This window comes from Streptococcus jiangjianxini (assembly GCF_040225085.1).
GTDB classification, from domain to species: domain Bacteria; phylum Bacillota; class Bacilli; order Lactobacillales; family Streptococcaceae; genus Streptococcus; species Streptococcus jiangjianxini.
The window spans coordinates 55,026-69,861 of sequence record NZ_JBEHGL010000005.1 but is presented as its reverse complement, the minus strand read 5'-3'; the positions used below and the strand labels follow the sequence as shown (position 1 = coordinate 69,861).

Here is a 14,836-nt window from a genome sequence, read left to right as displayed (position 1 = left end):
TTCTCTCCAGTAATTGACCACAAGGAAACAGGCGACAGATGTTGTAGAAATGGCGCTGTGACATAATGCCTAATTCAGCTTGTAGCAAAAGCAAGACTAATAGCGACTCGTCTGAAACGTTAGCTAGTCCAATATTACGCCGATGTTGAAACTTATCTGGGCAATATTCTCGATAAAGGCGATGACAAATGAGTGATCATTGAGGTAAACTCCATTGTAAATGATGAGATTTAGCGGTATACTTTAAGTGGCTCATGTGGACTAACTTCCTGTATGTTTTGTCACTTACAGTATAGTCCATTTGGGCTTTTTATTGTCGTTTGAGATTAACTAGCACCACGAGTATCGTCTGAATAAAAGCTTATCTAATAACTCAATGGCTTCCTTTACAGATAAAACAATAATAACCAAGGAATATGGAGATAGCGAACTAAAACCAATAATTCTACATAAAAACAATAGCGGAGTAGGTAACTACAGAGGGAGTTTTCTTTCGCTTTGTGGTAGAATAGCTTTATGACAAGAATTTTAGACAAGGATTTAATGGGCGATGAGGAGCTTGTGGAACGTACGCTCCGCCCACAATATTTCAGAGAGTATATCGGTCAAGACAAGGTCAAAGAACAGCTAGAAATTTTCATCAAAGCTGCCAAAATGCGTGATGAAGCCCTAGACCATGTGCTTCTTTTTGGACCCCCAGGTCTTGGTAAAACGACTATGGCTTTCGTTATTGCTAATGAACTTGGTGTTAACCTCAAGCAGACATCTGGTCCTGCTATTGAGAAAGCTGGCGATTTGGTTGCCATCCTTAACGAACTAGAACCAGGTGACGTTCTCTTTATCGATGAAATCCATCGTATGCCTATGGCGGTTGAGGAAGTGCTTTATAGCGCTATGGAAGATTTCTACATTGACATCATGATTGGTGCCGGTGAAACTAGTCGAAGCGTTCACTTAGATCTCCCACCATTTACCCTTATCGGGGCGACTACTCGTGCCGGCATGTTGTCCAATCCTTTGCGAGCTCGTTTTGGGATAAACGGACATATGGAGTATTATGAGCTAGCCGACCTAACAGAGATTGTTGAACGCACTGCTGACATCTTCGACATGGAGATTACGCATGAAGCTGCGATTGAACTAGCCAAACGAAGCCGCGGAACTCCTCGTATCGCAAACCGCCTCTTGAAGCGGGTGCGCGATTTCGCCCAAATCATGGGAGATGGTATCATCGATGATCACATCACTGATAAAGCCCTCACCATGTTGGATGTTGACCACGAAGGTTTAGATTATGTGGATCAAAAAATCCTCAAAACCATGATTGAAATGTATAATGGTGGACCAGTCGGATTAGGGACCTTATCTGTCAACATCGCTGAAGAACGCGAAACCGTCGAAGACATGTACGAGCCATATCTCATTCAAAAAGGGTTTCTTATGCGTACACGGACAGGTCGTGTCGCAACTGCTAAAGCTTACGAACACTTAGGATACGATCATTTTGAAGAAAAATAAAGGAGCTTATGCTAGCGCCAACTTCTAGTGCCATTGTTGATAACACAGAACAGAGATACCTATCTGTTGTTTTAGCCACAAGTCAACAGACTTAAAACATCTGGTAGCTAGCTAGGAAAGGGAAGTCCAAGCGGTTTTTGAATCCCTTATCCCCTATTTTTTACTGCTAAAGGAGATTATATGCATGATTTAACCAAAGGGAGTCCTATTAAGGTCATCCTTCTTTTTACTATTCCTCTCTTAATAGGGAGTTTTTTCCAATTAGCTTATAACTTTGCTGACAGCATGATTGTTGGGCAAACTCTTGGAAAAGAGGCTTTTGCTAGCGTTGGAGCTACTGGCAGCCTGACTTTTCTCATCCTCGGCTTTGCTCAAGGGTTAACAGCAGGATTAACTATCGTTACTGCCCAAAAATTTGGGGCTAAAGATGACGACGGGATTCGAAAAAGTTTTGTTCACGGTGTTTTTTACGCTTTAATGACTAGTCTAGTTTTGACAGCTTTGGCTCTTACCTTCCTTCGACCTAGCCTAGAACTCATGCGAACACCTGATAATCTTATCGACCATGCTCAACGTTTCTTGACTGCCATTTACGGTGGTATGATTTTCACCATTTTCTTTAACTATCTCTCCAACGTTTTAAGAAGCTTGGGTAATTCAAAAACACCTTTGATTGCTCTGATTATCGCAAGTATTATTAACATTGTCTTAGATTTCACCTTTATTTTAAACTTCCATATGGGGGTTTTTGGAGCTGGCTTAGCCACCATTATTGCACAAGCTTTCTCCGTTGTTTATCTAGCTATCTATATTCATCGCAAAGTACCTTATTTTCACATGCGATTATCAGATTGGCGCTTGGATCGTGAAAATCTCAAAAAGCACGCACAATTAGCCTTTCCTATGGGGTTCCAATCCAGTATCATCGCCATCGGTGCCATTATTCTCCAAATCAGTCTTAACCAACTAGGAACCAATGCCATTGCGGCACAAGCTATTGCCAGTAAAACTGACCAGTTGGCGATGTTGCCGATGATTAATCTGGGACTAGCCATGTCTACCTTTACGGCACAGAATTACGGGGCTAAAGAGTATAAACGTATTTTGCAAGGTCTCTATCGTACCATTTTTATCGCCATTCTCTGGGCTATCTCTTTTGCTACTATCTTGATTGTTTTCAACCGTTTCTTCAGTGGCCTTTTTCTCTCAGATGGAAGCCAAGCGGTATACGATCTTGCCTTATCCTACTATGTCATCAATGGGGCTCTCTACTGGGTTCTCTCGATTCTCTTCGTTACTCGAAGTTTTATCCAAGGTCTTGGAAAAGGACTAGCACCTACCCTAGCAGGAATCATGGAACTCCTTATGCGTGCAGGAATCGCCACTGTAGGCTCCATCTACTTTGGCTTTAGTGGTATCGCGGCTTCCAACCCTGCTGCTTGGCTTGGAGCCCTTCTCGTACTGCTCCCAAGTACATTTGTTATGCGTAAACGTCTAAAAGCACAGGCAAATGCTCCTCGGGTTGCATAAATGATAAAAAGAAAAACCGAAGTCTCGAGCACTTCGGTTTTTCTTTTTATCATTTATAAGTCATTATGCTGATAAGACTTTACGTCCTTTACGACGACGGCTTGCGAGCACGCGACGTCCATTTTTAGTAGACATGCGGTGACGGAATCCGTGCTTACGCTGACGACGAATTTTACTTGGTTGATAAGTACGTTTCACAGTGAATACCTCCTCATAGATTTTCGTATTCGTTTAGCCGGCTATTTGTGATATCAGTTACTAAACATACTTAACTATAATATAGTAAATTCTATCTCTTGTCAAGATTTATTTTTCTATTAGCTAGCTTTTGATTGATTTTACGAGTCGCATCCCTATTCTGCCAAACAAAGAAGAGTGCAATAATCAGATAGATAACTAAAAATTCTAAACTCACTCCTAAAAAGTAACTTAATTCAAAAGGAACCCAGTGATTGATAAATAACATCGCGATTACTAGACCGTAAATAGTTAGTATATGAAGCGTCGTCTTCTTGGCATCTGTCCACTTGGGATGTTCATAAATAAGAGCAGCAAGCCCCATTAACCCACTTGCAACCCATGTTACAAAACTACTTGACCAGCTTGGTGTAAAATTAAAAATCAGTAGGTTCACTACGTAAATAAACGAGCCCCAGCCCACGCCGATTAAAAAGTAATTTAGTATTTTTTTCATGATAATATCCTCCTATAACCCCAATCGTTTTTCCAGAGCTTTCAAATAGCGTCTGCTCACTGTTATCTTTAGACCATTCGTTAGAAAAGCTGTCATATTACCCGAAAAAGAAGCCTCCATCCGTTCTAAATGTTGGATATTAATCAAGCTTTGTTTAGACACTTAAATCATATCTGGATGATTTAGTCTTTGTTTAAACTGGTACAGTCGCTGCCGTGTTGAAATCTCCCGATTATGATAGTGAATGTTCAGGTAATCACCATCCACCTCAGCCGCAATAATATCATCTATTTTTAGGATAAGAATATCATCAAACGTCTTAACGCTAACAATCCCTTTTGAACTACCAGCATAAGCTTCCAGATAAGCAATTAAGTCTACGACCTCCGAGGTGTACTCTTGATTTTTGATGATAATAGATAACTCATCTACCGAGCTTTTTTCAAAGAACCACTTCATTTGCCACCACCTCTTCCCTTTCCTTATGCTTCTATGATAGCAGATCCTCGTCAATTTGTGACACGTTGTTGGGTAAGTGGTCAAAACTTGGTCGTAAGCGGTCAACAATATAAAAAAAGAAGTTAGACTAGCTAACCAATGTCATTAAGTTAAAATATTATTCTATCTAAAAAACTATTCCAAAGCGCCTTTCTGACGTAACTTGGAATAGCTTTATTATTTACAGAATTTAGAGCGCACAAAAGCAAGGCTTTCTCAACCTATTTTGCAGTTATTATGGTACTCTGTGAGTTAAACTTACTGGAGCTTAACTTTTTATCTTTCTTGAGAACATTCGATTGGGTCGGTCAAGAGATAAATGCTTGGCAATGTAGGTTCTCAATTGGGAGGAAGTGTGCTCATCTCTCAAGAATTTTCGACAAGCATAAGTAATGTCCGAAAAACAGCTCTTATAAGTCTTGTCGCTCTTTGTTTTCTTAATGGCAACAACTGAAGCTAGCCATTTACAAAAGTTAAAGTTGATCAAGCGAGCGTAGATTTCTTGGAGAATGCCTTTCTTCTTTTTGGCATGAAAATGAGTCAGACTGATACTATATTTAAAGTCACGAAGCTAGTCCCTATGCCCCATCTGTAAGCATAGGAACTAACTTTCTGTTTTAGCGACTAATATATCCGCTGCAATAGTGATTTCGTTAAGATCTTGCCAGTCAATCTTATCCAAGTTAACATGGAAAAATAATGGTGTCATCTGAGCAAACGTCAGCAACTCTTTTTGAGTGGCAGGATAGGTTTTGGTGAGATGGCTTTTGTGATAGCTTGGAAATGCTTGGCTAAAATGATGGAGAATCTTAGCATTTGAGTAGGTTTTATTTTTTAGTTGCTCAAGGGCAGCTTGGCGGAGTTCCGAAACGTGTTCACTTGCCGTTACTACCTTAATCAGTTTACCACCAGGCTTTAAGACACGCTTAAACTCTTGATAGTTGGCAGGAGAGTAGATGTCAAGGATAACATCAACGCTGTTATCAGCCAGAGGAAGTTTGGCTAAATCTCCTACAAACCAGGTCACACGTTTTGCAGTATCTTTTTGGGCAGCCAGTCGAATGGATTGTTTCGATAAGTCGAAAGCGATGATATGGTTTTTCTCATTTTGAGCGAGTTGACGTGCGTAGTATCCTTCTCCACACGCCACATCAAGGATCACTTTCGCTTGGTTATCGCTATTGATTTCTTTGGCAATGGCTTTTAAAATAGGATCGTAAAAACCTGCCTCTAGAATGTCATGACGTCGAGTAAAAGAGAGTTTGTCATAGTGTTTATCCGGCTTGTTGTTGAGAATGAGATTAATATAGTGTTGTTTCGCAATGTCAAACGAGTGTCCTTTTGTGCAGACTAATCGTGTGGTTTGATAGTCCATAGTAGCGAGACAGACAGGACAGGTAAAAAGAGGGGCTAAGGATTTTAAAGTGTGAGACATGATGCTCCTTTCATTGAAATGATTCTAGCTACTGAACTGAAAACGGTATTGATTCAGCTGCAAGATAGCTTTTTTAAAAGTATTTCTTTAGGAAATAATCCCTTAACATTATAACATCTTCCATTCAAACCTTCTCAAGGTATTTTTCTTATAAACTGTTCTAAGAAGAAACTCTCGTAAATAAGGACGTTCTAGAGGCTTATTTACCATGGTGGAAAGTATTCAAAACAACTGTCAATAGAAAACACTCCAGAGTCAGCTTGACTTTGGAATGTTTTTCAATGTACCTCGTTATGGGCGCTTACAGCCCTAATAACGAGCACAACCAAAAGACCCCAATCGCTAGAGTTATTCTAACGGTTGGGGTCTTTTTTGTCCTTAGACTTGATCAACTCATCGCTAACAATCGTAACGACTCAGTAGATGTCTAGTAGTGCGAGAATTAGTCTTCGCTGTCTCTTTTACGCTTCTTAGAAGCCAGTAAGGCAGCTAGACCGATTGCCATACCACCGTAAGCAGCAGCTAGGTAGTTGCTTGTCTCACCTGTATTTGGTAAGTTTTCAACGCCTTTAGCCATGTACTTATCAGAATCGTTGCGACGTGTTGATGCTGTCGGAGTCACTGGAGACTCAGGAGATTCAGGAGATTCAGGAGTCTTAGGAACATCCGGTGTGTCAGGCATGTCAGGAGTACCTGGTTTTTCAGGATCTTCTGGAGTGTTTGGCACATCAGGAGTATCTGGTTTTTCAGGGTCTTCTGGAGTGTTTGGCACATCAGGAGTATCTGGTTTTTCAGGGTCTTCTGGAGTGTTTGGCACATCAGGAGTATCTGGTTTTTCAGGATCTTCTGGAGTGTTTGGCACGTAAGGGATATGTGTGTCTTCACCAGGATTTGATGGTACTGGTGGGATGTATCCCTTAGTAGGATCGTTAGGGTCCACTGGTTTCAATGGATTACCGTCTGGATCGTTAGGTGTGTAACCTGGCACATGAGGAATTGGTGGTGTGCTTGGATCGTTAGGATTTACCGGATCATTTGGATTTTCAGGGTCAAATGGGTAAGGGATTTCTGGACGATCTTCATTTGGCACACCAGGGATTTCTGGAATCCAGTTACCAACTTTTTGGTAGACGTAAGTCACAACCGTTTCACCTTTAACGACTTTACCAGATTCTTCCCCTTCAGTCTTACTTGGTACAAGGACATACTTGTCACCCTTGTAAGTAATTTCTTTTGGTTTGTGATCTGTTGTGTCGTAAGGAGTATCTACGTCAGACGTTGGTGTGTCTGTCTCTTGTTCCTTAATCACGTTACCATCAGTGTCTTTGTAACGAACCACAACGCTTCCGACTGGTGTGTAAGGCACAGGAGTGTCTTTTGTAGGGTCGTTAGGATCAGTGATGGTTGGTGGGATGTAACCTTTTGTAGGATCGTTAGGGTCCACTGGTTTGAGTGGTGTCTTACCAGTTGGATCGGTAGGATCTTTAGGCTCATATCCTGGCACGTGTGGAAGTGGTGGGTTATCACTTGGATCTTCAGGTGTTTCATCGTAAGGTACTTTTGGAATCTCGATAGAACCATCTGGATCATTTGGATCTGGGTTCTTAGGATCTTTCGGTACGTAAGGGATGTAACTTCCTGGTTCTTCAGTGTCAGGAACCTCAGGCACATCAGGAGTATCTGGTTTGTCAGGATCTTCTGGAGTGTTTGGCACGTAAGGGATATGTGTATCTTCACCAGGATTTGATGGTACTGGTGGGATGTATCCCTTAGTAGGATCGTTAGGGTCCACTGGTTTCAATGGATTACCGTCTGGATCGTTAGGTGTGTAACCTGGCACATGAGGAATTGGTGGTGTGCTTGGATCGTTAGGATTTACCGGATCATTTGGATTTTCAGGGTCAAATGGGTAAGGGATTTCTGGACGATCTTCATTTGGCACACCAGGGATTTCTGGAATCCAGTTGCCAACTTTTTGGTAGACGTAAGTAACAACCGTTTCACCTTTAACGACTTTACCAGATTCTTCCCCTTCAGTCTTACTTGGTACAAGGACATACTTGTCACCCTTGTAAGTAATGGTCTCTGGTTTGTGATCTGTTGTGCTGTAAGGCGTATCCACGTCAGACGTTGGTGTGTCTGTCACTTGTTCCTTAATCACGTTACCATCAGTGTCTTTGTAACGAACCACAACGCTTCCGACTGGTGTGTAAGGCACAGGAGTGTCTTTTGTAGGGTCGTTAGGATCAGTGATGGTTGGTGGGATGTAACCTTTTGTAGGATCGTTAGGGTCCACTGGTTTGAGTGGTGTCTTACCAGTTGGATCGGTAGGATCTTTAGGCTCATATCCTGGCACGTGTGGAAGTGGTGGGTTATCACTTGGATCTTCAGGTGTTTCATCGTAAGGTACTTTTGGAATCTCGATAGAACCATCTGGATCATTTGGATCTGGGTTCTTAGGATCTTTCGGTACGTAAGGGATGTAACTTCCTGGTTCTTCCGTGTCAGGCACGTCAGGTGTATCTGGCGTATCTGGATTTTCTGGATCTTTTGGTGCTGGCACGTATGGAATATGTGTGTCTTCACCAGGATTTGATGGTACTGGTGGCACATAACCTTTTGTAGGATCTTCTGGATCCACTGGTTTCAATGGATTACCATCTGGATCGTTTGGAATATAGCCTGGTACGTGCGGAATAACAGGAGGTTGACCTGGTTTGTCAGGATCGTTTGGTTTCGTTGGATCTACTGGAGAATCTGGATTCTCTGGATCAAACGGATATGGAACTTCTGGACGATCTTTACCTGGCACACCAGGGATTTCTGGAATCCAGTTGCCAACTTTTTGGTAGACGTAAGTAACAACCGTTTCACCTTTAACGACTTTACCAGATTCTTCCCCTTCAGTCTTACTTGGTACAAGGACATACTTGTCACCCTTGTAAGTAATGGTCTCTGGTTTGTGATCTGTTGTGCTGTAAGGCGTATCCACGTCAGACGTTGGTGTGTCTGTCACTTGTTCCTTAATCACGTTACCATCAGTGTCTTTGTAACGAACCACAACGCTTCCGACTGGTGTGTAAGGCACAGGAGTGTCTTTTGTAGGGTCGTTAGGATCAGTGATGGTTGGTGGGATATAACCTTTTGTAGGATCGTTAGGATCGACTGGTTTGAGTGGTGTCTTACCAGTTGGGTCTTTAGGATCTTTAGGCTCATATCCTGGCACGTGTGGAAGTGGTGGGTTATCACTTGGATCTTCAGGGGTTTCATCGTAGTCCACTGGATCAACTGGATCACCATTAGGATTTGTTGGTGGTGTCAATGGATCGTTAGGATCTGTTGGGTTAGATGGATCTTGAGGGATGTACGGAATGTACTTACCAGGTTTTTCTTCTGGAACCTCAGGTGTTGTTGGTTCTTCAACTTTCTTGTAGACGTATGTGACTTCTGTTGTTCCTTCAACGACTTTACCTTGCTCATTACCTTTAGTAAGTGCTGGTACTAACTCGTATTTCACACCATCTTTTGTAATCGTTGGTGGCATGTGGTCGTCTGAAGTATCATACGCTGTGCCTGTAGATGTTTCTGGTGTATCTTCAGCATCATCGGCAATGACGTTACCTTCTGTGTCAATGTAATGTACGATGACATTACCTTTCACTTCTTTGTAAACGTAAGTTACTTCAGTTTTACCTTCTGTAACTTTGCCTTCTTCGTTACCAACAGTCTTATCTGGTACACGTTCATATGTTTTACCGTCTTCTGTCGTGATCTTTTCAGGACGGTTATCAGTAGTATTGTAAGGTGTATCTACTTTACTATCTTGCGTATCTACTTTGTCTTCAGCAATAGTATTGCCTTCTTCGTCTTTGTAGTGAACGACAACTGAACCGTATTTAGGAGCTTCAGGTGGAGTAGGCGTTTCTTCCTTCACTTCTTCGTACACGTAAACAACGTGAGTTGTTCCTGCAAAGACTTTATTAGCTTCCGGACCAATGAAATCTGTATCGGTGATAGAAACAACTTCTTTACCGTTAACGGTATTTGAGTCTGAAACTTCTTTGAACTTATAAGTCTTACCACCAAAGCGAATTTCTTTAGGTTTTTCTAAGTCACCTTCAGCAGCGTTATATGGACTATCGACAGGTGCATCCGTCGTATCTTTGTATGCTGATTGGATGACTTCACCATCAGTATTGACGTAGTGAACGACAACTGAGCCTGTCTTAGGTGTTTCAGGCGGTGTTGGAACCTCTTCTTTGAGTTTGTAGACATAAGTCACTGACTTAGTTTTACCAGCTTCAACTTGACCATTTACAGTATCTGTAGTTATCAAGTGACCATTAGCATCTACTGTACCAGCATCATATGTACCTTGTGGTACTAGTTCATAGACTTTACCATCTTGATCGGTAATTTGTGATGGGCGAAGCGTAGCAGTTGTTGTGTCATAGTCGCTACCTGGTTTAGCATCTTTGACTGCTTCCACAGTTGCTTTGATTTCTTTACCAGTTTCGTCAACGTATTTAACTTCAACAGCACCTGCTTTTTCGTAGACGTAAGTAACAACTTTTTCACGCTCTTCAACTAAACCTTTTTCATCATCTGAATTGTCTTTAACGGCTTTTTCAGTGATATAGTAAGTTGAACCGTCGTCACCTTTGACTTTATCGTGTTTGTTATCCGTTGTTTCATACTTAGTACCAACAGGCTCATTATCAGTATCTTTTACTGGAGACTTGATTTGATTACCCTCGGTATCTTCGTATTTAACAGTGACAGAACCTTTTTTCACTTCTTCTGGTGGAGTAGGAACATCTTCTTTGAGTTTGTAAACGTAGGTTACGGACTTAATGGTATCAGCTGAGACTGTTCCTGATTCTGGATCTGCTTTCCAAGGTTGTCCTTCCGCTGGTTTGGTTAGAGCGCCGAAATCATCAACGTCCCCAACATTATAGTTGCCACCTTTTTCAACAAGTTCGTAGATGTTTCCATTATCAGCCAAAATAGCTTTTGGACGGTTGTCATCGGCAGTGTTGTATGGAGTTCCATCTGGTTGGTTCTTTTCATCAAATACCGGTGCTTTGATAGAATTACCGTCAGTATCTACGTAACTAACTATAACTGAACCAGTCTTAGGTGTTTCAGGCGGAGTAGGCGTTTCTTCTTTAACTTCTCTGTAGACATAAGTAATTGATTTAGTTTTACCAGCTTCAACTTGACCGCTTACAGTATCAGTAGTTGTTAAATGTCCGTTTTCATCTACTTTACCTACGGTATAATCGTCTGCTGGAACAAGTTCATAGGCTTTACCATCGGTACCGGTAATTTTTGCTGGGCGAAGTGTAGCAGTTGTTGTGTCATAGTCGCTACCTGGTTTAGCATCTTTAACTGCTTCTACAGTTGCTTTGATTTCCTTACCAGTTTCATCAACGTATTTAACTTCAACAGCACCTGCTTTTTCATAGACGTAAGTAACAACTTTTTCACCTTCTTCGACAGTGCCTTTTTCATCATTTGAACCGGCTTTTACAGGATTTTCAGTGATATAGTAAGTTGAACCGTCGTCCCCTTTGACCTTATCGTACTTATTATCCGTGGTTTCATATTTAGTACCAACAGGCTCATTATCAGTATCTTTTACTGGAGACTTGATTTGATTACCCTCGGTATCTTCATACTTAACAGTGACAGAACCTTTTTTCACTTCTTCAGGCGGTGTTGGAACTGATGCTTCTTCTTCATAGACATAGATAACGTGAGTTGTACCTTTAACAACTTTACCAGTTTCTGTACCAACGACATTTGCAGCATCTATTTCTGCAACAGTGATGCCCCCCACTTTATTGGTAGTTGCTACTTCTTTGAAGTTATATTTCACATTACCATTAGTGATTGTAGCTGGTTTTTCTTCACCGTTGTCAATTTTTTCAGCCGCATTGTAATCTGCATCAATGTCACCATCAGTAGTATCAATGACTTTTTCTTTGATTACTTGACCTTTGGTGTTTACATAGTGAATCACAACAGAACCAACTGGTTTGTATACATAGACGATGTTTTGAGTGCCTTCTTTTATTTTGGCATCTGGTCCTTCTTCAACAGTAGTCACTTGTTCAGTAGCAATTTCTTCACCATTTACAATACCAGTTGTTGATTTACCGTCAACGATCTTTTCTTCCTCAATTGTTTCAACTAACTTGTAAATGACACCATCTTTTTCAATTGTTTTTGGTTTTTCCTTTTCGGTAACAGCGTAATCTTTACCTACTGGTTTGTCATCACTGTTGTGGTGGTTTGGTTGAAGAACATTACCATCTATATCTACATAATGAAGGACAACGTCCCCTGTTTTTTGAGTTGGTACTTCACGATAGACGTAGGTTACTTTTTTCGTCGTACCAGGTTCTACTTTACCAACTGTTTCATCAGATGACGTCAAATGACCATTACCGTCTACTTCACCGACTTCATATTTACCGGTAGTAACAAGTTCATAAGTCTTACCATCTTTTCCTTTAATGAGTTCTAACTTACGGTCTACGTCTGTATTATAAGGCTCACCTGCATCTGCATTCTTTTCATCATCAACAGGGTCTTTGATTTCATTACCGTTTACATCAACGTATGTAACAATGACATTTCCTGTGATTTCTACAGGTTGGTATTCATACTTAACGGTTTGGTCTTCTTTTTTAACTGTTCCTGTTTCTGGGTCAGAACCTGCCTTTACACCAACGTAACGGTAGACTGTACCATCAGCTGCTCTAATTACTTCTGGACGGCCATTCGCTGCATTGTACTCGTGGTAAAGGGCTTGTTCTTTTTCAATGGTATCTGTACCAGTTGTTGTTTTAAGGGATGGAACGAACCTGAAATCTTCGATTGTACCAACTGTACCACTTAAAATAGTATCGGTACCTTTAATGTAGTACTCACGGTAAACATTACCTGTACCGACTGTACCACGAATACTTGCGGCATCACCCCACGTTTTAGTACTCGTAGGAGCTGTAACGTTTGTTAAGATTCCCCCATATTTTAAGTCAGGGCGGATGAGTCCTACCTTACCTTGACGGCTGTGGAAGAGAAGCGATCCATCAGCATCAATGGCAAGTCCACCAGTCGTTACCCCATTCTCTTTTTGAAGGCTCTCAGTATTAGTAGCATCGACATCTGTAATATCAGTTGCGATAGGAATAGCGCCTGATAATTGGCCCTCAATCTTAGAGTATTTATCATTTTTTGCAGTAGCCGCATCAAAATCCGCACTCTTAACAGAATAGACGTAGTAATTACCAGTACTGTACTGGTTCATGATTAATTTCATATTACCTTCGGTGTCAAAGGCAATATCGTTACCAACTACATAGCTTTCTTGCTGTTTAAAGTAAGTTTCATTTTTATCAAAACTACCCGACTTCACTAAATTGGTATCTAGGTAGCCGGCATTGGCAACTGTACCTGTCGCTGGATCAAAGGACCACATACGGAAGTAAAGGTCAAATGTATTATTAGCTTTCGCTTCTTGATAAGCTTTTTCTGTACCTGGCGCTACTTGTGAAAAGGCAGGGTCAGTTTTCAAAGTCAGTGTACCAAAGTAGTACTTACCATCTTTTGGATTTACCGCACCAGCTGTCCAAGCATTGGTTGTCATAACTCCCATACCGTCTGGCCACTTGCTAGCATCGCTTGCAATACTCCATTGCTTAGTTTGCATGTCGTAGCGATAGATGGCATTGATGGTTGTTCTATCGGTAACAGTGATGTCAGAAGTGAATCCGATAGCATAAGCGTAGCGTCCATCGTTAGAAAGACCTAGAGCATTGATAACTTTATACGGTTTTTCAGTGAAATTTTGCTCTTTTGAGAGTTTTTCAAGGTTTTCATAGAGTGTTCCGCCACCTTCGAAATCATCTTTAGAAACTTCTACAATTTTGCCAGTTTTGCTATCTACTTCATAGATGAGTGTTGATTTATCGGTAGAATCTCCACCATTGACTGTACCTGATTTTTGAACGTAGAAAATACCTGGTTTATTACTAAAGCGTTTAAGCACTTCCCAACCGGCAGTATCTGCTACTTCCTCAGCAGTTGGGGCAGTTGCTGCCATTGCTTGCGGAATCGCACGGAAACCGGTCATCGATGTAGCGGTTTGCCCTTGACTTGGGAATGTTTCGGCACGGCGTTGTGCTTTTTTAGCTTCTTGAGCTAAAAGCTCTAAAACTGCCAAGTCAGTTGTTTCTTTCAAGCGTGCAACATAGCTTGCTTTGACAGCGTCTGAAAGTAGGTTATAACCTGAGATAGCAGCTTCTGTCTTCACTTTAAGTGCTTCAAGTTCTGCCGCTAGCGTTTGGCTATCCTTTTCTGCCGGTGCTGCTTCAGTAGTCGTTGGGGCAGCCGCTGGCTCAGTTGCTGCTGGCACGGGTGCTACGGGTGCAACAACTGCTGGTGCAGATGGTGCTGTAGTAGTAGCACTTTCTACAGTTGCTGTTGATTCAGCAGGGCTTTGTTGCTCCGCTTTTGCGTCTTCAGAAGCCGCAGTTTCTGCCGGTGCTTCTGGTGCAGTAGCTTTTTCTTCAGCAGCAGTAGTATCAGTACTTGTTTCAGTAGCACTTTGCTCCACTGCTTGGTTGTCAGTAACAGGCTCTTCTGACGCTACTTCAGTTGTAGTAGTACCTGTTTCTGGTTGGTCCACAGGCTCTTGCTCTGGTGTCGGTGATGCGACAGCAGAAGCAGGCTGTTCATCCTTGGTTAGCGTATTAGCGGACGCATCTGGTCCTGCCAACCCTAAAAGGACGGTCCCTAAAAGGACGGACGCTGCTCCAAACGAATACTTACGAATAGAGAAGCGCTGTTTTTGTTTAAAAAACATAATAACCTCCTGGTCTCTTCTTAAAAAATTTTGACGACTTCTAAGAAAGTCTAAAAGCCAATTCTATCCTATAATTATTGGGGCTAAAAATCAAGCATTATAGCGCTTTATTTAAAGAATTTTATGATAAACTGCGATAAAATCTTTTTTTAATATTATTTTATAATCTTAGTCTTTTAAAATAGTTTAATTTAACATTTTATTATAGTGAAATAATAATAAAACTGATATTTTAAAAAAGAAATCTGCCGTGGCATTAGTCATTCGTTTAACATCAACTTATCAC

The 14,836-nt window shown here is 41.4% G+C and carries 7 protein-coding genes and 3 pseudogenes; 3 read left to right on the top strand and 7 right to left on the bottom strand.

The features are described from left to right. A pseudogene (locus ABP870_RS03955) lies at positions 1-256 on the bottom strand (IS982 family transposase); the annotation flags it as partial. Positions 257-516: 260 nt separating this feature from the next. On the opposite strand from ABP870_RS03955, the gene ruvB reads away from it, so the two are divergent. Both ruvB and ABP870_RS03945 read left to right on the top strand, forming a co-directional pair. Next, entirely contained in the window at positions 517-1,518 is a 1,002-nt protein-coding gene (ruvB, locus tag ABP870_RS03950; protein ID WP_350014192.1) for a Holliday junction branch migration DNA helicase RuvB, read from the top strand. Between the two features lie 180 nt (positions 1,519-1,698). Next, positions 1,699-3,048, top strand: a complete 1,350-nt coding sequence (locus tag ABP870_RS03945) for an MATE family efflux transporter (RefSeq protein WP_350014191.1) — start codon at positions 1,699-1,701, stop codon at positions 3,046-3,048. Positions 3,049-3,111: 63 nt separating this feature from the next. On the opposite strand, the gene rpmH is transcribed toward ABP870_RS03945, so the two are convergent. From rpmH to ABP870_RS03920, 5 genes and pseudogenes are all read right to left on the bottom strand, one after another. Beyond that, positions 3,112-3,246, bottom strand: coding sequence for a 50S ribosomal protein L34 (gene rpmH / locus ABP870_RS03940; RefSeq protein ID WP_000831903.1), 135 nt, complete (start codon positions 3,244-3,246; stop codon positions 3,112-3,114). A gap of 91 nt (positions 3,247-3,337) precedes the next feature. Then, complete coding sequence (locus tag ABP870_RS03935) at positions 3,338-3,742, bottom strand: DUF3021 domain-containing protein (protein ID WP_350014190.1); 405 nt, start codon at positions 3,740-3,742, stop codon at positions 3,338-3,340. Between the two features lie 12 nt (positions 3,743-3,754). Continuing rightward, positions 3,755-4,201: pseudogene (locus tag ABP870_RS03930) on the bottom strand (LytTR family DNA-binding domain-containing protein). Positions 4,202-4,508: 307 nt separating this feature from the next. After that, a pseudogene (locus tag ABP870_RS03925) lies at positions 4,509-4,840 on the bottom strand (IS4 family transposase); the annotation flags it as partial. Between the two features lie 4 nt (positions 4,841-4,844). Then, a complete protein-coding gene (locus ABP870_RS03920; RefSeq protein ID WP_350014189.1) occupies positions 4,845-5,675 on the bottom strand; it encodes a methyltransferase domain-containing protein in 831 nt (276 codons plus the stop codon). Positions 5,676-5,956: 281 nt separating this feature from the next. Between ABP870_RS03920 and ABP870_RS03915 the strand changes: the two genes are divergently transcribed. Then, positions 5,957-6,106 (top strand): hypothetical protein, encoded by a 150-nt coding sequence (locus ABP870_RS03915; protein ID WP_350014188.1) that lies wholly within the window; start codon positions 5,957-5,959, stop codon positions 6,104-6,106. A gap of 11 nt (positions 6,107-6,117) precedes the next feature. On the opposite strand, the gene ABP870_RS03910 is transcribed toward ABP870_RS03915, so the two are convergent. Beyond that, positions 6,118-14,550: a MucBP domain-containing protein gene (locus tag ABP870_RS03910; protein ID WP_350014187.1), complete on the bottom strand. Its 8,433-nt coding sequence runs from the start codon at positions 14,548-14,550 to the stop codon at positions 6,118-6,120. Between the last annotated feature and the right edge of the window lie 286 nt (positions 14,551-14,836).